This is a genomic window from Pseudomonas resinovorans NBRC 106553 (assembly GCF_000412695.1).
In the GTDB taxonomy this organism is placed as follows: Bacteria; Pseudomonadota; Gammaproteobacteria; order Pseudomonadales; family Pseudomonadaceae; genus Metapseudomonas; species Metapseudomonas resinovorans_A.
In genome coordinates, this window is sequence record NC_021499.1 from 2,637,519 (window position 1) to 2,657,817 (window position 20,299).

The window sequence follows — 20,299 nt, forward strand, 5'->3', positions numbered from 1 at the left end:
GCATGAAAGTCGAGCAACTCACCTGCGCCATCGGCGCTGAAATCAGCGGCGTGAGCCTGGGCCATGCGTCCCGCGACGACGACCTGTTCGCCGAGATCAAGTCCCTGCTGCTCAAGCACAAGGTGCTGTTCCTGCGTGACCAGGACATCAGCCGTGCCGAGCATGTGGCCTTCGCCCGTCGCTTCGGCGAGCTGGAAGACCATCCGGTGGCCGGCAGCGACCCGGAACACCCGGGCCTGGTGCGCATCTACAAGAACCCCGAGCAGCCCAACGACCGCTACGAGAACGCCTGGCACACCGACGCCACCTGGCGCGAGGTGCCGCCCATGGGCTGCGTGCTGCGCTGCGTGGAATGCCCGCCGGTGGGCGGCGACACCATGTGGGCGAACATGGCCCTGGCCTACGAGAAGCTGCCCGAAGACGTGAAGCAGCGCATCGAGGGCCTGCGCGCCCGCCACAGCATCGAGGCCAGCTTCGGCGCCGCCATGCCCACGGAGAAGCGCCTGGCGCTCAAGGCCATGTACCCGGACGCCGAGCACCCGGTGGTGCGCATCCACCCGGAAACCGGCGAGCGGGTGCTGTTCGTCAACGCCTTCGCCACCCATTTCACCAACTACCACACCCCCGAGCGTGTGCGCTTTGGCCAGGACTTCAGCATGGGCGGCAGTGACCTGATGCGCTACCTGATCAGCCAGGCCTACGTCCCGGAATACCAGGTTCGCTGGCGCTGGAAGAAGAACAGCATGGCGATCTGGGACAACCGATCCACCCAGCACTACGCGGTCATGGATTACCCACCCTGCGATCGCAAGATGGAGCGTGCCGGAATCATCGGCGACACGCCTTTCTGACCTGTGATCCGCCTGGCCGGCGCGCTGCCGGCCTCATCTGCCGAACAAGACCTGAACGAGAACATTCCCATGCAATTCTTCGACGACTCGCTGCACCCGGAAAACATGGAAAAGGTGGTCATCACCGTGGCCCCCTACGGCCCCGAGTGGATGCCGGCCGACTTCCCCGAAGACATCCCGGTGACCATGGACGAACAGGTCCAGAAGGCCGTGGACTGCTACGAGGCGGGCGCCACCGTGCTCCACCTGCACGTGCGCGAACTCGATGGCACCGGCTCCAAGCGCCTGTCCAAGTTCAACGAACTGATCGCCGGCGTGCGTGAAGCCGTACCGGACATGATCATCCAGGTGGGCGGCTCGATCTCCTTCGCCCCCGAGGGCGAAGGCGAGGCGGCCAAGTGGCTGTCCGACGACACCCGTCACATGCTGGCCGAGCTGACCCCGAAACCCGACCAGGTGACGGTGGCGATCAACACCACCCAGATGAACATCATGGAGCTGCTGTATCCCGAGTACCTCAAGGGCACCTCCCTGGAGAACCCGGTGTACCAGGCCGCCTACAGCGAAATGACCGTGCCGGCCGGCCCCGCCTGGGTCGAGGAGCACCTCAAGCGCCTCACCGCCAACGGCATCCAGCCGCACTTCCAGCTCACCGGCATGCACGCCCTGGAAACCCTCGAGCGCCTGGTGCGCAAGGGCGTCTACAAGGGCCCGCTGAACCTGACCTGGATCGGCATCGGCGGCGGTTTCGATGGCCCCAACCCGTTCAACTTCTTCAACTTCATCCACCGTGCGCCCAACGGCGGCACCCTCACCGCCGAGTCCCTGCTGAAGAACGTACTACCGTTCAACACCATGGCGCTCGCGATGGGCCTGCACCCGCGCGTCGGCATCGAAGACACCATCATCGACCAGCACGGCAAGCGTTTCACTTCGGTGCAACAGATCCAGCAGACGGTACGCATCGCCCACGAACTGGGCCGCGAGATCGCCTCTGGCAAGGAAGCGCGCGAGATCTACAAGATCGGCGTGCAGTACAAGGACGTGGAAGAAACCCTGCGCATGAACGGCATGGCGCCGAACCGCCAGCCGGGTCAGAAGCACGTCCCGCTGCGGACCTGACCTGCGTAGCCAAGGGCCGGCCCACAAGGCCGGTCCGGGCGCAACGGCCAACCGCCGTTGCGCCAGATAGCGTGACAACAACAAAAACGCGCACAACCTTCAGGTACCGCCATGGCTTTTCATCCCGCCGCCACCGCCGAGTTCGACGATTCGACCGTGAATGTCTCCCGCACCTACGCCTGGGTGGTATTCGCCCTGACGTTCGGCCTGCTGATCTCCGACTACATGTCCCGGCAGGTCCTCAACGCGGTCTTCCCGCTGCTCAAGTCCGAGTGGGCGCTGAGCGATTCCCAGCTCGGCCTGCTCAGCGGCATCGTCGCGCTGATGGTGGGCTTGCTGACCTTCCCGCTCTCGCTGCTGGCCGACCGCTGGGGCCGGGTGAAGAGCCTGACGTTGATGGCGATGCTCTGGAGCCTGGCGACCCTGGGCTGCGCCCTGGCGGAAAACTACCAGCACATGTTCATCGCCCGCTTCCTGGTGGGCGTGGGTGAAGCGGCCTACGGCAGCGTGGGCATAGCCGTGGTCATCTCGGTGTTTCCCAAGAACATGCGCGCCACCCTGACCGGCGCCTTCATGGCCGGCGGCATGTTCGGCTCGGTGCTGGGCATGGCGCTCGGCGGCATCCTCGCCCAACACCTGGGCTGGCGCTGGTCCTTCGCCGGCATGGCCCTGTTCGGCATGCTGCTGGCCCTGGTCTACCCGCTGGTGGTGAAGCAGAACCGCATCGGCCACTCACGGCCGGCGGCGAGCGCCACCGACGAATTTCCCTGCCGCCGTCCGCTCAAGACGCTGTTCGCCAGCCGCTCGGTAGTCAGCGCCTATGTCGGCAGCGGCCTGCAGCTGTTCGTCGGCGCCGCGGTGATGGTCTGGTTCCCCAGCTACCTGAACCGCTACTACCACATGGGCACGGACCAGGCCGGCGTGGTCTCGGCCATCATCGTGCTCACCGGCGGCGTCGGCATGATCCTCTGCGGCATCCTCAGCGACCGCCTGTGCCGCAACGCCCCGGACCGCAAGATCGCCCTGGCCATCGCCTACTGCCTGATCAGCTGCGTGCTGCTGTCCCTGGCCTTCCGCATGGCGCCCGGAGCCCCTCAGCTGGTGCTCATCGCCCTGGCCATGCTGGTGGCCACCGGTACCTCCGGCCCGGCCGGCGCGATGGTCGCCAACCTGACCCACTACTCGATCCACGGCACGGCCTTCGCGACCCTGACCCTGGCCAACAACCTGCTGGGCCTGGCCCCCGGCCCCTACATCACCGGCGTGCTGGCCGACAACTTCGGCCTCGACCGTGCCTTCCAGTTGATACCGCTGATCAGCGTCGCTGCAGCCCTGGTGTTCTGGTATGGCAAGCGCCATTACCACCAGGACATCCAGAAGCTGGCGCCGCTGATGGCCAGCGAGGAGCGTTAATGAAACCGCTGTTGGTCGAAATGACCTTTGACTTCATCTGCCCGTGGTGCCTGATCGGCAAGCGCAACCTGGAGCGGGTACTGGAAAAACTCGCCGCGAGCCGCCCGGACGTGGAGGTGACCGTGCGCTGGCACGGGGTGCAGCTGCTGCCCGACCTGCCCGCGGACGGTGTGCCCTTCAAGGATTTCTACCTCGCGCGACTGGGTAGCGAGGCTGCGGTGCAGGCTCGCCAGGAGCAGGTGCGCGAGGCCGCCTACCACGCCGATGTGGACCTGGATCTGGCGCGTATCCGCACCATGCCCAACACCGCCAACGCCCACCGCCTGCTGGCCCTGGCCACGGGGCAGGGCAGCGCCCGCCAGGTCGATGCGCTGCTGGAGATGCTGTTCGCCGCCTACTTCCAGCGTGGCGAAGACCTCGGCGACGGTGAGGTGCTGCTGCGCCTGGCGCGGCAATGCGGCTTCGATCCGCGCCGGCTGGAAAGTGCGCTGTTCACCGATGGCCGCGCCTTCGTCGGGACCGGTGCGGCCCAGGTCAGCCAGGCGGTGCCTTCCTTCGTGATCGATGGCCGCCTGTCCCTGGCCGGCGCCCAGCCGCCGTGGCTGATGCTCGCCCAGTTCGAGCGTGCCCTGCAGCTGCGCCCGATCGCCGAAGCCCTGGCGTCATGAGCCGCCTGGAAGTCGCCCCGGAGCAGGTGCCGGCCGAAGGGAGCCGCAGCCTGATCCGCCATGAGGGCAAGTCGCTGGTGCTGTTCAACCTGGGCGGTGAGCTCTACGCCATCGACGAAGGCTGCCCGCACAACGGCGCCTCGTTGTTCAGCGGCCGCCTGAATGGCCGGCTGCTGCAGTGTCCGGCCCATGGCCTGCGCTTCGACCTGGCCACTGGCTGCGTCCCCGGGGTGGCCGGCTTCGGCGTCGCCACCTACGCGGTGGAGCGGCAGCAGGGCCATTGTTTCATCGATCTGTCGCGGCCCCGGCCGCAGGAATCACTCCCATGTCTGCAACTGCAATAGCCACGCTGGGCTCGCGTACCCGGGTACTGCTGCCCGGTGTGATCGTCAGCGCCATGGTCGCCGCGGCGGCCACCTTCCTTTCCGAGCACTACGGTGCGCCGGTGATGCTTTTCGCCCTGTTGCTGGGGCTGTCGGTGAACTTCCTCGCCGCCGATGGCGTGTGCAAGCCGGGCATCGAGTTCACCGCCCGTGAGGTCTTGCGGGCCGGCGTGGCCCTGCTGGGCATGCGCATCACCCTGGAACAGATCGCCGCCCTCGGCTGGCAGCCGGTGGTGATGGTGGTGGTGCTGGTGGTCGTGACCATCCTGGTGTCCATCGCGGCCGCCCGTGCCATGGGCTTCAACGCGCTGTTCGGCCTGCTCAGCGGCGGCGCCACGGCCATCTGCGGAGCCTCGGCGGCCCTGGCCCTGGCGGCCTCGCTGCCGGCGCACCCGAAGAAGGAGCGCGCCACCCTGTTCACCGTGATCGGCGTGTCCGCGCTGTCCACCGTGGCGATGATCCTCTACCCGATGATCGCCCGCGCCTTCGACCTGACACCGCTGGATGCCGGCATCTTCCTCGGCGGCACCATCCATGACGTCGCCCAGGTGGTGGGCGCCGGCTACAGCATGGGCCCCGAGACCGGCGACAGCGCCACCGTGGTCAAGCTGATGCGGGTGGCCATGCTGCTGCCGGTGATCCTTTGTGCCGCACTGATCTCCCGCGCCCAGGGCGCCGAGCCCGGCAGCAAGCGTCCGCCGCTGCTGCCCTGGTTCGCCGTGGGCTTCGTGCTGCTCGCCGCGATCAACAGCACCGGCTATGTCCCGACGGTGGTGCAGAACCTCGGCAATGACCTGTCGCGCTGGTGCCTGGTGGTGGCCATCAGTGCCCTGGGCATGAAGACCCAGCTGCGCGAGCTGGCCTCGGTAGGGATCAAGCCGATCCTGTTGATGGTCGGCGAAACCGCCTTCCTCGCCGCCCTGGTGCTGGCGATGCTGCACTGGGGGTTCTAACGCTTTACTCCTGCTCCCGAAAGGGGGTCATCGACGCCTGCCACAGCGGGCCTTCACCGCGCCGAAGCCTCGTGGGACGGGTTTCGAGCGCGGCTTTTTTTGGGCGGGCGCTGGCTTTTGTAGGATGTGGTTGAGCGTAGCGATACCCATCGGCTCCAACGAACAGCCCGAGTACTCCCAACTCTCGCGAACAATCCCCGCGCCGAACTCACCTCCGCCTGATGGGTTTCGTACCTCAACCCATCCTACGTCCCTCGTGATATACCCCCGCGCCAAACTCACCCCAACCTTGTGGGGGCGATTTCAATCGCCAAGGGCAACGCCGTTGCCCCAAAAAGGCCGCTTGCCATTGCACATAGTCCAGCCTTCTCAGCGCAGGCCGCTTGCTCACTTCGCCATCGGGGTATCCGCTATAATGGCGCGGTACGCAGCGAGAGAGGCTACCCAATGCCAGCCCCGTCCCTACAGGCCAAGAAGGCCTACTTCGCCAAGGTCCGCCAGTCCAACTACGCCGCCAGCCTTCGTCTGGAGGGGTTTGACGTAACGCCGGCCGATGCGGACCGCAAGCTGCCTACCTGCGAAGCGGCGCTGGATGCTTACCGCAACAAGCAAGGCTGATGGTCGACTCTGACGCGAATTCGCCACCAGCTGTTCAAGGACGTGTACGACTGGGCTGGCGAGCTGCGCACCGTGGATATTTCCAAAGGCGGCACCCACTTCTGCAATGTCACCCGCATCGAGCCCGAGGCCGAGAAGTTCTTTCGTACCTTGGCAGTTGCAAGCCAACATCGACGCTGTTGTCTGCGACTACAGCGCCCTGATCCGAATCTTCGACCGATGCGTTGGCCAGCCAATCAGCTGAGCTTTCCGTTGCTGCTACACGCATTGCGAGACGCACCACCGTAGGAGCGAGCTCTGCTCGCGATAACCCCCCGCGCGAAGCTCACCCCAACCTTGTAGGGGCGATTTCAATCGCCAAGGGCAACCCCGTTGCCCCAAAAACAAGGCCCCTCTCCCAACCCGGAAGAGGGGCCCACCTCACCTCACACCAACGGCAACTTCGCCATCTTCGCCAACCGCGTGAAATCCTCCTGATTGCTGCGGGACAAATAGATCACCGCTTCCATCACCGCCCCTTCCCGGACGTCATCCAGATAAGGCCCGGGAATCCCCTCTCGCATCGCCGTATTGTCCAGGAGGACCTCGGCCAGCACCTGCACCGTGTTCAGCCGCGAATCCAGCCGATTCACCAGCTCCCACAGCCGCCGCTCTTCAACGTCCTCGTTCATACCGACACCTCCTTGCCGCTAACCATTAAGGCCGGCAAATCCCGCCAGGCCACCCACACCTCGCCCTGCCAGCGCAGCACGCCAATCAGCCGGCCCTCGAAGCTCAGGTTCTCCCGACGCGGCGCCGCATCGGGCGTGCGGTGGTAGTCATGCAGCGTTGGCACCAGCACGGCGTTGAGCCAGCGGCCAACCCCGCCGTGCTTTGGCTGACCGAACTGGAACAGCGCCCGGTAGGCGCCGATATCGCTGATGACGGTGACCTCTTCGTGGAAGTCGTGGGTGTAGCCGAGGCAGAGGGTTTGCTGCTCGTGAGGCTCCAGGGCCGCAAGCAAGGGGAGGGCATCGGGAAGGCCGATCAACCGCGCGCAGTCATGGGCGACGAACCAGGGTTGGTTGTCGACCATCACCGCGCGCAGGCGTTGGTGGTGGTGATAGAAAACGATTGGGGTATATGCGTCGTGCATGGTGGTTCTCCGTTATGGGTTCAGGAGCTGCCACCTCGCTGTCAATCGAAGGGTGGCAGACCGCGCGGGGTTGACAGACCGGCTAACGGGAACCGGCAGACCACGAGGATCTCCCCGCGCGATCTGCCATAGAGCAGAGCAGCCGTAAAGCTGCATGCGTGTCAGTGCCTGCAAAAACGTCCGCCGTTTTTCGCATGCACCTTGCGGCGCAATCGCGCCCGTTAGTTTCAGGCTGTCAAACCCGGCCACGGGATTGACCGTGACGGAGGGGACACTAGCCAGGGCGCGCGTAGGGCCTCAAGGCTAATGCCTTGTAGGAAAGGTCTCTGTAGGCGAGAGAAAAGTTGGTCAGAATTTTCTGTAGGAAGTGGCCGCTTGGGTTAGGTCGTTGAGCGGGGGAAGTCGTAGGGTTGACCACGCTTTTACGGTCCACCATCTGGAGTCCGGGGGGGCGCCGAATGGTGGAAATAAAAAGCGATTTCCATCCTATATCGGGCTGCGACTCTGCCTCGTGTAGGAGCGAATTCATTCGCGACACGGGCCGAAGGGCCGATGGTTTGCTGTGTGGAGGGAGGGCAGCGTTTTGCGAATCAAGCCGGTCCCGTCAGCCTTGTCCGATGGGTATCGCTTCGCTCAACCCATCCTACGTCTGCCATTCCCGAAGCGGGATGTGGGGGGCGGGTATATGGACAGCTGCGCTGTCCTTCGCGAATGAATTCGCCCCCACAGTTGTGATCCCACCGTCCGTAGCCCGGATGAAATCCGGGAGCGGCGTCACTCTTCCGCCTTCACCTGGTGCTCCTTGCGCCAGGCCGCCGGGGCCATGCCGAACTGGGTGGTGAACCAGCGGGTGAAGGAGCTGGCCACCGAGTAGCCCAGCAGGTCGGCGATGCGCGAGAGGGAGTAGCGCGGGTTCTCCATGTAGCGCAGCACCAGGTCGCGGCGCACGTCGTTGATCAGGTCGGAGAAGGTCACTTCGCTCTCTTCCAGGCGCCGTTGCAGGGTGCGCACGTTCATGCCGAGGGACTGGGCGATCTGTTCGATGGTGGCGCGGCCCATGGGCAGCAGCAGGTAGATGGCCTTGCGCACGTCGTTGAGGGTGGACTGCTGGGCGGCGCCGGGGAGGGTTTCCACCAGGCGCAGTGCGTGGCGGGCCATGGCCGGGTCGGCCAGGGGGTTGGCCTTGTCGAGGTCGGCGGCCTGGCAGACGATGCCGTTGAATTCGCTGCCGAACTCCAGCTTGCAGCCGAACACCCGCCGATGCAGTTGCAGTTCGGGTGGCGCGTCGTGGCTGAAGTGCACCGCCAGGGGCCGCCAGCCGGAGCCGAGGAGGGCGGCGCACATGCGGAACAGCACGCCGATGGCCAGCTCCATGCCCTGGCGCATGGGCACCGGCGGGTCGGTGATGATCTCTTCGCGCAGCACCACGGTCTTGCCCACCTGGTCGACGTAAAGCGCCAGGGATTCGTTGAGCAGGTGACGGTACTGGACGATGGTTACCAGGGCATCGCGCAGGGTCGGCTGGTGCGATAGCAGCAGGCTGATGGCGCCGAAGTCCGAGAGCTGGCGGGACTCGGCCATGCGTAGGCCGAAGGTGGGGCAGCCGCAGGCCTTGGCGGATTCCTCCAGCAGGCTGACCGCGGCGGCGGTGGGCAGGCGCTGGTCGGGGTTGTCGATCAGTGCCTGGCTGAGGCCTGCCTGGCGCAGCATCTGCTGCGGGTTGAGGCCCAGGTGCTGGGCCACTTCGATGTAGTTGGTCAGGGCCGCTGCGCGAACCATTGGGGTCATGTCGATCGCCACGCTGTTGTTATGCCGGTGCGGGAGAGATCCGTCGCCGGTGGTTATTGTCGTTGGAAGCGAAGTGAGTCTGCTGTGTTGGATGGTCTTCTAATTCGCCTTTGCTGACAACGCTGGCCCGAGCCCGATCCAGAGCGTAGGAGCAAGTAAAGCCAATTCGTGGCAATCAGCCCAGCCCACGGACGACGGGCATTGGCCGCCTGGCGGGGGCGACCGGGGGGCAGGGTGGGGCTGTCATGAAATGCGAAGCACCTGACGCCCGATGAAAAGCGACCGCCCCCCCACATCTCTACTGTTTGCATCACCAAGTACCTAACGCCGCGATGGCGATCCCATCGAACGCAACAGGGTGATGATGTGAACGACAACAACCGCGCAACCATCCTCATTGTCCCGGGCCTGCGGGACCACGTGCCGGAGCACTGGCAGACCCATCTGGTCGCCGAGCTGCCCAAGGTGCGCAGCGTGCCGCCGCTGACTCACGACAAGCTGAGCCTGCCGGCGCGGGTCGAGGCCATCCAGCGCGAGCTGGAAGCCATCGACGGCCCGGTGATCCTGGTCGCCCACAGCGCCGGCGTACTCATGGTGGTGCACTGGGCGGCCCGTTACAGCCGACCGATCAAGGGTGCGCTGCTGGCCACCCCGCCGGATCTGGACGCCACCTGGCCGGAGAACTACCCCAGCCCCGAGTCCCTCAGGGCCAATGGCTGGACACCGCTGCCGCGCCAGCCGCTGCCGTTCCCCAGCCTGGTCTGCTCCAGCGAAAACGACCACCTGGCCAGCGCGGACGCCGTGCGCGCCATGGCAGACGACTGGCAAGGCAGCCTGGTGCAGCTGGGCCGGGTAGGGCACCTCAACCCGGCATCGGGTTACGGCGAATGGCCTTACGCCCATGAGCTGATCCAGTTGCTCGATCGCTGACACGCAAATCAATCGAATACAGCCGGCGGAGTCCGGTGAAGACGGCGCACGGCCAAGCAACCGGCTGCGCGCTGAAAAGCAGGGAGCAAGGAAAGGGTTGCGGTAGCCACCACAACAAAAAAGCGGAGCCAACGCATGAAGTACAACAATAATCACAACCTGAACCTGCGCAGGTGCCTCCTCGCTTCGGCCATCGCCGCCGGACTGGGTGCGCCGACCATGGTGCAGGCCTTCGAAGTCGATACCGGCAATCCGGACTGGCAGGTGCGCTTCGACAACACCGTGAAGTACAACTACGGCGTTCGCACCGAAAGCGCCGACAAGCGCATGCTCGCTACCCCGAACAACAACGACGGTGACTACAACTTCCGCCGTTCCGGCACCAACATCACCAACCGTGTCGACCTGTTGACCGAGCTGGACGTGATCCACCAGGGCAACAAGGGCTTCCGCGTCAGCGCCGCCAGCTGGTACGACAAGGCCTACGACAACACCGGCTCCAACTCCAACCCCTTCGTCAACGGCAACGAGGCGTTCTCGCGCATCGCCGGCCAGCCCGGCGCCGGCAATCCGGTGCTCGGCAGCCCGCACCTGTCCAACTACGCCCAGCGCTACTACAGCGGCCCGTCCGGCGAATTCCTCGACGCCTTCGTGTTCTACAGCACCGAAGTGGGCGAAGAGTCGATGTTCAGCGTCAAGGTCGGCCAGCACAACGTGTACTGGGGCGAAACCATCCTCAACCCGGTGCATGGCATCAGCTACGGCCAGTCCGGGCTGGACCTGGCCAAGCTCGCCGCAGCGCCCGGCACCGAGGCCAAGGAGCTGTTCGTCCCGCGCAACCAGATTTCCGCCTCCTTCACCGTCAACCCCGAGCTGACCCTGGCCGCCCAGTACTTCCTGGAGTGGGATGCCGCGCGCCTGCCGGAAGCCGGCACCTATTACGGCAGCTCTGACCTGGTGGGCTTCGGCGCCCAGTCCTTCCTCCTCGGCCACACCGGTGGCCCGGGCCTGGCGGGACCGAACGGCACCCTGACCAGCATCCGCCGTGGCCACGACGTCACCCCGGACAAGCGTGGCGACTGGGGCCTGATGGCCAAGTGGTCGCCGGAGTGGCTGGATGGCACCCTCGGCGCCTACTACCGCCGCACCTCGGAAATCCTGCCCCAGGCGGTGCTCGACGGCACCGGGCTGAGCGTGCTCGGCGCCAACCCCCTGCCGGCCGGCGCCATCGCCAACGTGCGCCAGTCCATCAGCACCACCAACTACAAGTTCGCCTACGGCGACGGCATCGACATCTTCGGCCTGAGCCTGTCCAAGGACATCGGCGGGATCAGCGTGGCCAGCGACCTGAACGTCCGCCACAACATGCCCCTGGCGAGCATCCCGGCCATCGTCAGCGCAACCGGCCCCTTCGGCCTGGCCAACGGCCTGGGCGTGCTGCCCCCCCGCGATCCGTCCAGCGGCGTGGTCACCGACCTGCCCAGCAGCGGCGACAGCATGAGCGCCACCGGTGACACCCTGCACTGGACCATCAACGGCCTGATGGCCATTGGCGACACCCCGCTGTTCGACTCGGCCAGCCTGCTGGGCGAGCTCTACTACAGCAACCTGCTCAAGCTCGATAGCCACAACGAGGCGCTCTACAAGGGCAAGAGCACCTACCGCGGCATCGACCAGCCGACCCGCGACAACTGGGGCCTGGCGGTGAACTTCACCCCCACCTGGTTCCAGGTGTTCCCGGGTGTGGACCTGTCGGCACCCATGTCGGTGAACGTCGGCCTGGACGGTGTTTCCCCGGTCCAGGGCGGCGGCGCCGAGAACACCGGCAACTACGCCGTAGGCGTCGGCGCGGCCATCTACAACCAGTACTTCGTCGACCTGAAGTACGTGGACTCTTTCGGCGATGCCGACAAGTGCACCAACGGAGCCGAAGACGGCTCGACACCCAACGCACTGGATGCGGCTCAGCGCTACACCTGCTACGCCGGGGGCTATTCCTCCTTCTCCGGCGGCGGGGCTACCACGGAAGACCGTGGCGCGGTGTACCTGACTTTCAAGACCACCTTCTGATAATCCGCACCGCTCCTAACCCGAGCAGGAGAACAACGAGATGACCTTCGTGAAAACTCTGATGGCGGCTTCCCTCGCGGTGGCCTTCGCAAGCTCTGCCTTCGCCGCCGTATCGCCTGATGAAGCTGCAAAACTGGGCAACAGCCTGACCCTGGTGGGCGCCGAGAAGGCCGCCAGCGCCGATGGTTCGATCCCCGCCTACGACGGTGGCCTGACCACGCCGCCGGCCGGCTTCAAGTCCGGCGACAGCATGCGTCCGGACCCCTTCGCCAGCGAGAAGCCGGCGCTGGTGATCGATGGCAAGAACGTCGACCAGTACAAGAACCTGCTCAGCGTCACCACCGTTGAGCTGGCCAAGCGTTACCCGGGCTTCCGCGTGGATGTCTACCCCACCCACCGTACCGTGGCCATGCCCCAGCCGGTGCTGGACAACGCGGTGAAGAACGCCACCGGCGCCAAGACCGGCAACGGCGGCCTGGCCCTGGAGAACGTGCTGCCGGGCGTTCCCTTCCCGATCCCGCAGTCGGGCGCCGAAGCCATGTGGAACCATCTGCTGCGCTACCAGGGCGTGACCATCAACTCCAAGTACGACTCCTGGAACGTCGACTCCGCGGGTGTTGCCACCCTGGCCACCACCGGCCAGGCGTTCATCAACTACCCGATCTACCAGGACATGTCGAAGCCGATCGCCAACACCGACGTGTACTACCAGATGAAGCTGTACTACTCGGGTCCGGCCCGTCGCGCCGGCGAGGCGATCATGCTCAAGGATGCCGCCAACGCCGTGGAGCAACCGCGCCGCGCCTGGCAGTACCTGCCTGGCCAGCGTCGCGTGAAGCTGGCGCCGAGCCTGGCCTACGACACCCCGAACCCGGGCACCGCCGGTGCCGGCACCTATGACGACGTGTTCGTCTTCAACGGGGCGCTGGACCGCTACGACTGGAAGCTGGTGGGCAAGCAGGAGCTGATCGTTCCCTACAACACCTACAAGCTGACCTACGCCCAGGACCCGAAAGCCCTGACCACCCCCAACCACCTGTCGCCCGACTACGTACGCTGGGAGAAGCACCGTGTCTGGGTGGTGGAAGGCACTCTGAAAGAGGGCGCCCGCCACATCTACGCCAAGCGCCGCTTCTACCTGGACGAGGACAGCTGGGTGGCCCTGGCTTCCGACCAGTACGACGCCCGTGGGCAGATCTACCGTGGCTCCTTCGCCTTCCTCAGCCAGAGCTACGACAAGCAGGTGCCTGACACCACGCCCTTCGTGATCTACGACCTGGTGGGCAACTCCTACAACATCAACGGCATAGTCGGCCCCCATGGCGGCATCCGTTATATCGACCCGCTGACCAAGGCTCAGTGGGCAGCAGAGTCCCTGGCTGGCGCCGGCATTCGCTGAGCCAGGTTGGTTGCCGCCCCTTCGCGTGTGGGGGCGGCGGCCCTTTTTTTCTAGAGGACGTCCCGATGTTTACCTTCAAGTTCATCGCCCTGGGCCTGGCCCTGGCGGCCGGCAGCTGTGGCGCCGCGCCCCTGGTGGATGTGCTCGACCTGCCGGCACAGCGCAGCGAGCTCGCGGCACGCGGTCCCTTGCTCGACCTGGCCCACGCCGGCCAGCGACTGGTAGCCGTAGGGCAGCGTGGCCATATTTTGTATTCCGATAATCAGGGCCAGAGCTGGACCCAGGCCAAGGTGCCGGTCAGCTCCGACCTCAATGCCGTGCAGTTCCCCACCCCTCAGCAGGGCTGGGCGGTCGGCCACGATGGCGTGGTGCTGCACAGCCAGGACGCCGGTGCGACCTGGGAGAAGCAACTCGATGGCCGCCAGCTCGGCCGCCTGATGCTGGACCACTACGCCGCCCGCGAGGGTGCCGAGCAATGGCTGGACGAGGGCAAGCGCATCGAGGCCGAAGGCGCCGACAAGCCCTTTCTCGACCTCTGGTTCAGCGACGAGCGCAACGGTTTCGTGGTCGGCGCGTTCAACCTGATCTTCCGCACCCGCGACGGTGGCAAGAGCTGGGAGCCCTGGGCCGACCGCACCGACAACCCGTCCGGCTACCACCTCAACGCCATCGCCGGCGACGGCGGGCAGCTGTTCATCGCCGGGGAGCAGGGCCTGTTGCTGCGCCTGGACGACAGCGGCGAGCGCTTCCAGGCGCTGACCTCGCCCTACGAGGGCAGTTTCTTCGGCATCAGCGTGCAACCCGGCCTGGTGCTGGCCTACGGCCTGCGTGGCAATGCCTACCGCAGCAACGACCAGGGCGCCAGCTGGAGCCAGGTGAAGACCGGGCTGAACAGCGCCATCACCGCGTCCGCCAGCGATGGCCAGGGCCATCTCTACCTGTTCGGCCAGACCGGCCAGGCGCTGGCCAGCACCGACCAGGGCGCCAGCTTCAAACCCCTGGACATCGGCCAGCCGGTGCCCGTCTACGGCGCCCTGGCGAGCATGGACGGCGGTCTGCTGCTTGTAGGGCCGCGCGGCGTCAGCCAGCGCACCCCGACTCAAGCAAAACAAGAACAAGAGTGAGGCGAACCCATCATGGGTGGCATAAAACAAGATCAGATGCCGGTGATCCGGGATATCGCGGACTTCGATGCGCAGAGCGGCAACCTGCTCGAGCGCATGGTGTTCAACCACCGCCTGCCCTTCGTGGCCGGCATCCTGCTGGTGACGCTGCTGCTGGGCTACATGGCCCTCACGCGGCTGGAGCTCAAACCCAGCTTCGAAAAAATGATTCCCCAGGGTCACCCCTACATCCAGAACTTCCTGGAAAACCGCAAGGCCCTGCGCGGCCTGGGCAACAGCGTGCGGGTGGTGGTGGAAAACACCCAGGGCGACATCTTCGACCCGGCGTACCTCGACGCCCTCAAGCAGGTGCATGACGAGCTGTTCCTCAGCCCCGGCGTCGACCGTGCCTGGATGAAGTCCCTCTGGGCCCCCGGCGTGCGCTGGACCGAGGTGACCGAGCAGGGCTTCCAGGGTGGTCCGGTGATGCCCGACGGCTACGACGGCTCCCCCGCGAGCATCGAGCAGCTCAAGCAGAACATCGCCCGTGCCGGCATAGTCGGCAGCCTGGTGGCCAGCGACTTCAAGTCCACCATGCTGGTGGTGCCGCTGCTGGACCAGGCTGCCGCCGGCGGCCAGGGGGTGGACTACCACCAGTTCTCGCGGGACCTGGAAGACAAGTTCCGCCTGCGTTTCGAATACGCCGGCGACCGCCAGGCCCAGGCCTCGGGCGAGGAGGGGCAGGGTGCCATCAAGGTCCGCGTGATCGGTTTCGCCAAGCTGGTGGGTGACCTGATCGATGGCCTGTTGCGGGTCATGGCCTTCTTCGGCCTGGCCGTGGTCACCACCTTCTTCATCATCCTGGCCTACACCCGCTGCCTGCGCAGCAGCCTGCTGGTGATCGTCTGCTCGTTGCTGGCGGTGGTCTGGCAGCTGGGCATAGTCGCCTGGCTGGGCTACGCGCTGGACCCGTATTCGATCCTGGTGCCTTTCCTGATCTTCGCCATCGGCGTGTCCCACGCGGCGCAGAAGATGAACGGCATCATGCAGGACATCGCCCTGGGTACCCATCGCCTGGTGGCGGCGCGCTACACCTTCCGCCGCCTGTTCCTCGCCGGGGTCACCGCGCTCCTGGCCGACGCCGTGGGCTTCGCGGTGCTGATGCTGATCGACATCCCGGTGATCCAGGACCTGGCCATCACCGCCAGCATCGGCGTGGCCGTGCTGATCCTCACCACCCTGCTGATGATGCCGGTGGCGCTGTCCTATGTCGGCGTCGGCAAGAGGGCCGCCGAGCGCGCCCTGCGCATCGACACCAATGCCGCCGCCCACAAGGGCTTCGGCCGGGTCTGGGACTTCCTCGACCGTTTCACCGAGAAGCGCTGGGCGCTGACCACCGTGGGCCTGGCGGTTGCCCTGGGGGTGGCCGGCTTCATGGTCAGCCACAACCTGCAGATCGGCGACCTCGACGCCGGCGCCCCGGAGCTGCGCCCCGAGTCGCGCTACAACCGCGACAACGCCTACATCACCAGCCACTACGCGCTGTCCAGCGACCTGTTCGCGGTGATGGTGAAGACCCCGGCCGAGGGCTGCCTGAACTACCAGACGCTGATCCAGGCCGATCGCCTGGCCTGGGCCCTGCAGCAGCACCCGAGCGTGCAGGCCACGGCCTCCCTGGCCAATGCGGTGCGGCAGATCACCGCCGGCACCTACGAGGGCAACCCGAAGTTCCTCAGCCTGCAGCGCAACCAGGACGTGCTCAACTACGCCGCCCAGCAGGCCTCGGTGAACACGCCGGAGCTGTTCAACACCGACTGCTCGGTGATGCCGGTGATCGCCTTCCTCAAGGACCACAAGGCACAGACCCTGGATGAGGTGGCGGCCATCGCCGAGCGCTTCGCCGCCGAGAACAGCGAGCCGGACCGCCAGTTCCTGCTGGCCGCCGGCAGCGCGGGGATCGAGGCGGCGACCAACATCGTGGTGCGCGACGCCAACCGCACCATGCTGTTCTACGTCTACCTGGCGGTGACCCTGTTCTGCCTGGTGACCTTCCGCAGCTGGCGCGCAACCCTGGTGGCGCTGCTGCCCCTGGTGCTCACCTCGGTGCTCTGCGAGGCCCTGATGGTGATGATGGGAATCGGCGTGAAGGTGGCCACCCTGCCGGTGATCGCCCTCGGCGTCGGCATAGGCGTGGACTACGCGCTGTACCTGCTCAGCGTGCAGTTGCACTACCAGCGCCAGGGCTTGCCGTTGGCGGCCGCCTACAAGCAGGCGGTGTTCTTCACCGGCCGGGTGGTGGCGCTGGTGGGTATCACCCTGGCTGCCGGCGTGCTGCCCTGGGCCTGGTCGCCCATCAAGTTCCAGGCCGACATGGGCATCCTGCTCACCTTCATGTTCCTCTGGAACATGATCGGCGCGCTGATCCTGATTCCGGCGCTGTCCTACCTGCTGCTGCGCAAGGTCGGCAAGCCCGCGCAATCGGACGAACCCGCCGAGGCGCCACTGGCCGAGCCTGCCGCGGACGCGGCGCAGAGCGTTCGGGTGGAGTCGGAGCAACGACAACCGGCGCGCGAGCGAACTTGAACTAATCTGCAAGGCGGGGGGATCGCCGCCGGTCGCAATGCGCCTGGCGGCGATGCCGATTCAGCCTTCGATGGGCCGGCCGGCTCGTCGAAGGACCGCTTTCAAGGACAAGTCATATGCTCGACTACATCGCTCTGGGCATTCTTATCTTCGCGGCGATCGTGTTGTTCTACGGGATCATCGTGATGCACGACATCCCTTACGAGATCGCCGTCCACCGTAACCATCCCCACCAGGACGCCATCCATGCCGCCGGCTGGGTGAGCCTCTTCACCCTCCACGCGCTGTGGCCCTTCCTGTGGATCTGGGCCATGTTGTACCGCGAGGACCGTGGCTGGGGCTTCAACCACGGCAAGCCGGCCAGCGGCCCGGCGGCCGAGCTGGAACGGGAGCTGGCCGAGCTGCGCCAGCGGGTCGAGCAGCTCGAAGGGCGCACGCCCAAGGCGCCTGACGAACAGAAGGAGGTTTAAGCCATGGACCTGTTGCTGATCCTTACCTATGCCTCCATCTGCGTCGCCATCTTCAAGATCTTCAAGATTCCGCTGAACAAATGGACCGTGCCCACCGCCGTGCTCGGCGGCGTGGTGCTGATCGGCGCGCTGATCTTCACCATGAACTACAACCACCCCTATTCGGAGGTGGCGCGCACCTACTTTGTCTCCGTGCCCATCGTGCCGGAAGTGTCCGGCGTGGTGATCGAGGTGCCGGTGCGCGCGAACCAGCCCCTGGAGAAGGGCGATGTGCTGTTCCGCATCGACCCCACGCCCTTCGAGAACAAGGTGAAGTCCTTCAAGGCGCAGCTGGTCTCGGCCAAGGCCGACCAGTCCCGCGCTCGCGAGCTGGCCGCGCGCAATGTGGGTAACCGTCGCGACGTGGACCTCACCACGGCGCGGGTGGACGACCTGCAGGCGCAACTGAACATCGCCCAGTTCAACCTGGACAGCACCGTGGTGCGGGCGCCCAGCAAGGGCTTCGTCACCCATGTGTCGCTGCGACCGGGCATGCGCGCGGTGAAGCTGCCGCTGCGCCCGAGCATGGTGTTCATTCCTGACGAGGGCTACTACTTCATCGCCTGGATGCGGCAGAACAGCCAGCTGCGCCTCTCCCCCGGCGACGAGGCGGAAGTGGCCTTCGACGGCATTCCCGGCAGGGTCTTCAGCGGCAAGGTGCAGCAGGTGATTGGCGTGATTGGTGAAGGCCAGGTGCAACCCTCCGGCACCCTGATCAGCTTCACCGGCTCGCCGCCGCCCGGACGGGTGCCGGTGTTCATCGAGATCACCGACCCGGACTACGCCCAGTACGCGGCGCAGATGCCGGGCGGCGCCTATGGCCAGGCGGCGCTCTACAGCCAGCACTTCCACCATGTGGCGATCATGCGCAAGATCCTCCTGCGCATGGCGGCCTGGATGAACTTCATCTTCCCGTTCCACTGATGCGCTAAGGCGGGTTGCCGCTGCCCCCAGGGGCACCCGCCTTGTAGCCGTGCTCGGCGATCCAGTGCCGGGCGATGTCCTCCCGCCGACAGACCCACACGCCCCCATGGCCCTGCACATGGTCGAGGAAGCGCGCCAGGGCCATGGCGCGTGCCGGGTGGCCGCTGATCCGGCCGTGCAGGCCGACGCTCATCAGCGTCGGCTGCCGCGCGCCCTGGTGCCAGAGGTAGTCGAAGGCGTCCTTGAGCTGCTGCAGGAAGTCCTGGCCCGAGGCGAAGCCGTGGGGCATCAGGTAGCGCGCGTCGTTGTTGACCAGGCTGTAGGGAATGATCAGGTGCGGCGGCTCGCCGGGCAGCCAGTAGGGCAGGTCGTCGTTGTAGGCGTCGGAGCTGTAGAGGAAACCGCCTTCCTCGCGCAGCAGGCGGCGGGTGTTGGCGCTCACCCGGCCGGTGTACCAGCCCAGCGGGCGCCGGCCGCAGATGCGCTGGATCAGCTCGATGGTCTGGCGGATATGCCGGCGCTCTTCGTCCTCGGCAATGTGCTGGTAATCCAGCCAGCGGTAGCCGTGCCCGGCCACTTCATGGCCGCCAGCGCGCAGGGCGTGGCCGATCTGCGGCACCAGCTCCAGGGCGCGGCCGACGGCGAAGGCGGTCAGCGGCAGGCCGCGCTCGGCGAACAGCTCGAGCAGGCGCCAGACCCCGGCGCGGGAGCCGTACTCATACAGGCCTTCCACGCTCAGGTCGCGCTCGCCGAGGCGCGCCGGGCGCCCCGGCAGTTCATGCAGGTAGGCTTCGGAGCGGTCGTCGCCATTGAGCACCGTGGACTCGGCTCCTTCTTCCACGTTCAGCACGAACTGCAACGCCAACCGCGCCCCGCCTGGCCAGCGCGGATCGGGTGGTTGGCCGGCGTAGCCCAGCAGGTCGCGCTGCATGGTCAACCGAGCTCGAAGGTGGCGACGCCGAAGATGCGCCCGTCGGCCACCGGCGCCGGCGTGCCCAGGTACATGCGGGCGCAACCGAAGACTTCGAGCATGGCGTGGCGGCGTACCAGGGCCATGGCCAGCGGGTTGTTCTCCGGGGCGTCGAGGAACAGCGGCCCGCCCAGGGCGAAGTTGGCCAGGCCTGTGTAGAGGGCCTCGGCGGCGTTGGCGTCATCGGCGAACAGGGGTCCGATCTTGCAGCCTTCCAGGCAGCGGCGGATCACCCCGAAGCCGGCGAGGCGGCCATTGCGTCGGCACCCCAGGGCGAGGGCGTCGGGCTGGGCGATCCAGCCCCGCAGGAAGTTGCTCCGTGGGGCGGGAAAGCAGCTGCGGTCGTAGGCCAGGACTTCGTCGAACGCGAACCCGGCGAGTGGCAGCACCTCGTCGTCCTCAGCCGCCAGCGGCGTGCCGATCTCGGCCCGAAAGCGCAGGTTGCGATGGGAAAAGCGGAAGCCGCCCTTGGCGTAGTAGTCCTGCATGGCGAACACCCCGTCCATGCCGATGGCGGCGCCGGGGCGCAGGCGTGCCAGCAGCCGGTCGCGACGGGCATGCCAGAGCTGGTCGCCAAGGCCGCGGCCGCGAAACGCCGGGCGCACGATGAAAAAGCCCATGAAGCCGAACTCGCCGGCATAGGAGGTGATGGCGCCGCCGCCGATCAGCTCGCCTTCCAGCTCCGCCGCGACGAAGGCTTCGGGATCGGTGGCCCAGAACAGCTCGGCGTCATGCAAGCCGGGGTTCCAGCCCTCGCGGGCGGCCCAGTCCACCAACTGGTCCAGCTCGGCGCGGCTCATGCTGCGGATTTCCAGCGGGGCGGACATGGCGGGTTACTCCTGGACCGGGCTGACGCTATGGGTATAGCGCCCGGCAGGCG

19 protein-coding genes and 1 pseudogene are annotated in these 20,299 nt (G+C 66.3%); 15 read left to right on the forward strand and 5 right to left on the reverse strand.

Annotation, left to right across the window (positions count from 1 at the left end):
- Positions 1-2 precede the first annotated feature (2 nt).
- The 8 genes and pseudogenes from PCA10_RS11875 to PCA10_RS31290 all read left to right on the forward strand — a co-directional run.
- Positions 3-851 (forward strand): TauD/TfdA dioxygenase family protein, encoded by an 849-nt coding sequence (locus tag PCA10_RS11875; RefSeq protein ID WP_016492326.1) that lies wholly within the window; start codon positions 3-5, stop codon positions 849-851.
- 69 nt (positions 852-920) lie between these two features.
- The gene (locus PCA10_RS11880) at positions 921-1,973 is read left to right on the forward strand and encodes a beta-keto acid cleavage family enzyme (protein WP_041770671.1); all 1,053 of its coding nucleotides are present in this window, start codon (positions 921-923) and stop codon (positions 1,971-1,973) included.
- A gap of 111 nt (positions 1,974-2,084) precedes the next feature.
- On the forward strand, positions 2,085-3,386 hold the full coding sequence (locus PCA10_RS11885) for an MFS transporter (RefSeq protein ID WP_016492328.1): 1,302 nt from the start codon (positions 2,085-2,087) through the stop codon (positions 3,384-3,386).
- Entirely contained in the window at positions 3,386-4,054 is a 669-nt protein-coding gene (locus tag PCA10_RS11890) for a DsbA family oxidoreductase (protein ID WP_016492329.1), read from the forward strand. Before PCA10_RS11885 ends, PCA10_RS11890 begins: the two co-directional genes overlap by 1 nt.
- Positions 4,051-4,398 carry a Rieske (2Fe-2S) protein gene (locus PCA10_RS11895; RefSeq protein ID WP_016492330.1) on the forward strand — a complete coding sequence of 116 codons (348 nt, stop codon included), beginning with the start codon at positions 4,051-4,053 and terminating at the stop codon, positions 4,396-4,398. Before PCA10_RS11890 ends, PCA10_RS11895 begins: the two co-directional genes overlap by 4 nt.
- Positions 4,380-5,390, forward strand: a complete 1,011-nt coding sequence (locus PCA10_RS11900) for a YeiH family protein (protein ID WP_016492331.1) — start codon at positions 4,380-4,382, stop codon at positions 5,388-5,390. The genes PCA10_RS11895 and PCA10_RS11900 overlap by 19 nt, the downstream gene beginning before the upstream one ends.
- 447 nt (positions 5,391-5,837) lie before the next feature.
- A complete protein-coding gene (locus tag PCA10_RS29580; RefSeq protein WP_016492332.1) occupies positions 5,838-6,008 on the forward strand; it encodes a YhfG family protein in 171 nt (56 codons plus the stop codon).
- 24 nt (positions 6,009-6,032) lie between these two features.
- Positions 6,033-6,161, forward strand: a pseudogene (locus PCA10_RS31290) (cell filamentation protein Fic); the annotation flags it as partial.
- A gap of 272 nt (positions 6,162-6,433) precedes the next feature.
- Here PCA10_RS31290 and PCA10_RS11905 read toward each other — a convergent pair.
- The 3 genes from PCA10_RS11905 to PCA10_RS11915 form a co-directional block, all read right to left on the reverse strand.
- On the reverse strand, positions 6,434-6,679 hold the full coding sequence (locus tag PCA10_RS11905; RefSeq protein ID WP_016492333.1) for a hypothetical protein: 246 nt from the start codon (positions 6,677-6,679) through the stop codon (positions 6,434-6,436).
- The gene (locus PCA10_RS11910; protein WP_016492334.1) at positions 6,676-7,143 is read right to left on the reverse strand and encodes a BRO-N domain-containing protein; all 468 of its coding nucleotides are present in this window, start codon (positions 7,141-7,143) and stop codon (positions 6,676-6,678) included. Before PCA10_RS11910 ends, PCA10_RS11905 begins: the two co-directional genes overlap by 4 nt.
- 774 nt (positions 7,144-7,917) lie before the next feature.
- Positions 7,918-8,922: an AraC family transcriptional regulator gene (locus PCA10_RS11915; protein WP_016492335.1), complete on the reverse strand. Its 1,005-nt coding sequence runs from the start codon at positions 8,920-8,922 to the stop codon at positions 7,918-7,920.
- A 375-nt stretch (positions 8,923-9,297) separates the two neighbouring features.
- Here PCA10_RS11915 and PCA10_RS11920 point away from each other — a divergent pair, with 375 nt between their 5' ends.
- From PCA10_RS11920 to PCA10_RS11950, 7 genes are all read left to right on the forward strand, one after another.
- Positions 9,298-9,861: an RBBP9/YdeN family alpha/beta hydrolase gene (locus PCA10_RS11920; protein ID WP_016492336.1), complete on the forward strand. Its 564-nt coding sequence runs from the start codon at positions 9,298-9,300 to the stop codon at positions 9,859-9,861.
- A gap of 135 nt (positions 9,862-9,996) precedes the next feature.
- Positions 9,997-11,931 carry a DUF1302 domain-containing protein gene (locus PCA10_RS11925; RefSeq protein WP_016492337.1) on the forward strand — a complete coding sequence of 645 codons (1,935 nt, stop codon included), beginning with the start codon at positions 9,997-9,999 and terminating at the stop codon, positions 11,929-11,931.
- 40 nt (positions 11,932-11,971) lie between these two features.
- Positions 11,972-13,330 (forward strand): DUF1329 domain-containing protein, encoded by a 1,359-nt coding sequence (locus PCA10_RS11930; protein WP_016492338.1) that lies wholly within the window; start codon positions 11,972-11,974, stop codon positions 13,328-13,330.
- A gap of 65 nt (positions 13,331-13,395) precedes the next feature.
- Positions 13,396-14,454, forward strand: a complete 1,059-nt coding sequence (locus PCA10_RS11935) for a WD40/YVTN/BNR-like repeat-containing protein (RefSeq protein WP_016492339.1) — start codon at positions 13,396-13,398, stop codon at positions 14,452-14,454.
- Between the two features lie 12 nt (positions 14,455-14,466).
- Positions 14,467-17,016, forward strand: a complete 2,550-nt coding sequence (locus PCA10_RS11940) for an efflux RND transporter permease subunit (RefSeq protein WP_016492340.1) — start codon at positions 14,467-14,469, stop codon at positions 17,014-17,016.
- 116 nt (positions 17,017-17,132) lie between these two features.
- Positions 17,133-17,486 (forward strand): DUF3302 domain-containing protein, encoded by a 354-nt coding sequence (locus PCA10_RS11945; RefSeq protein ID WP_016492341.1) that lies wholly within the window; start codon positions 17,133-17,135, stop codon positions 17,484-17,486.
- Positions 17,487-17,489: 3 nt separating this feature from the next.
- Positions 17,490-18,449: an HlyD family secretion protein gene (locus tag PCA10_RS11950; protein WP_016492342.1), complete on the forward strand. Its 960-nt coding sequence runs from the start codon at positions 17,490-17,492 to the stop codon at positions 18,447-18,449.
- A gap of 4 nt (positions 18,450-18,453) precedes the next feature.
- Here PCA10_RS11950 and PCA10_RS11955 read toward each other — a convergent pair whose 3' ends face one another.
- Positions 18,454-19,380 carry a polysaccharide deacetylase family protein gene (locus PCA10_RS11955; RefSeq protein WP_016492343.1) on the reverse strand — a complete coding sequence of 309 codons (927 nt, stop codon included), beginning with the start codon at positions 19,378-19,380 and terminating at the stop codon, positions 18,454-18,456.
- 2 nt (positions 19,381-19,382) lie between these two features.
- Entirely contained in the window at positions 19,383-20,246 is an 864-nt protein-coding gene (locus PCA10_RS11960) for a GNAT family N-acetyltransferase (protein WP_016492344.1), read from the reverse strand.
- Positions 20,247-20,299: the final 53 nt, after the last annotated feature.

Bases quoted from the DNA above. Each gene is read 5' to 3' on its own strand.
- PCA10_RS11875 (WP_016492326.1), top strand. From the start codon at position 3: ATGAAAGTCGAGCAACTCACCTGCGCCATCGGCGCTGAAATCAGCGGC.
- PCA10_RS11880 (WP_041770671.1), top strand. From the start codon at position 921: ATGCAATTCTTCGACGACTCGCTGCACCCGGAAAACATGGAAAAGGTG.
- PCA10_RS11885 (WP_016492328.1), top strand. From the start codon at position 2,085: ATGGCTTTTCATCCCGCCGCCACCGCCGAGTTCGACGATTCGACCGTG.
- PCA10_RS11890 (WP_016492329.1), top strand. From the start codon at position 3,386: ATGAAACCGCTGTTGGTCGAAATGACCTTTGACTTCATCTGCCCGTGG.
- PCA10_RS11895 (WP_016492330.1), top strand. From the start codon at position 4,051: ATGAGCCGCCTGGAAGTCGCCCCGGAGCAGGTGCCGGCCGAAGGGAGC.
- PCA10_RS11900 (WP_016492331.1), top strand. From the start codon at position 4,380: ATGTCTGCAACTGCAATAGCCACGCTGGGCTCGCGTACCCGGGTACTG.
- PCA10_RS29580 (WP_016492332.1), top strand. From the start codon at position 5,838: ATGCCAGCCCCGTCCCTACAGGCCAAGAAGGCCTACTTCGCCAAGGTC.
- PCA10_RS11905 (WP_016492333.1), bottom strand. From the start codon at position 6,679: ATGAACGAGGACGTTGAAGAGCGGCGGCTGTGGGAGCTGGTGAATCGG.
- PCA10_RS11910 (WP_016492334.1), bottom strand. From the start codon at position 7,143: ATGCACGACGCATATACCCCAATCGTTTTCTATCACCACCACCAACGC.
- PCA10_RS11915 (WP_016492335.1), bottom strand. From the start codon at position 8,922: ATGGTTCGCGCAGCGGCCCTGACCAACTACATCGAAGTGGCCCAGCAC.
- PCA10_RS11925 (WP_016492337.1), top strand. From the start codon at position 9,997: ATGAAGTACAACAATAATCACAACCTGAACCTGCGCAGGTGCCTCCTC.
- PCA10_RS11930 (WP_016492338.1), top strand. From the start codon at position 11,972: ATGACCTTCGTGAAAACTCTGATGGCGGCTTCCCTCGCGGTGGCCTTC.
- PCA10_RS11935 (WP_016492339.1), top strand. From the start codon at position 13,396: ATGTTTACCTTCAAGTTCATCGCCCTGGGCCTGGCCCTGGCGGCCGGC.
- PCA10_RS11940 (WP_016492340.1), top strand. From the start codon at position 14,467: ATGGGTGGCATAAAACAAGATCAGATGCCGGTGATCCGGGATATCGCG.
- PCA10_RS11945 (WP_016492341.1), top strand. From the start codon at position 17,133: ATGCTCGACTACATCGCTCTGGGCATTCTTATCTTCGCGGCGATCGTG.
- PCA10_RS11950 (WP_016492342.1), top strand. From the start codon at position 17,490: ATGGACCTGTTGCTGATCCTTACCTATGCCTCCATCTGCGTCGCCATC.
- PCA10_RS11955 (WP_016492343.1), bottom strand. From the start codon at position 19,380: ATGCAGCGCGACCTGCTGGGCTACGCCGGCCAACCACCCGATCCGCGC.
- PCA10_RS11960 (WP_016492344.1), bottom strand. From the start codon at position 20,246: ATGTCCGCCCCGCTGGAAATCCGCAGCATGAGCCGCGCCGAGCTGGAC.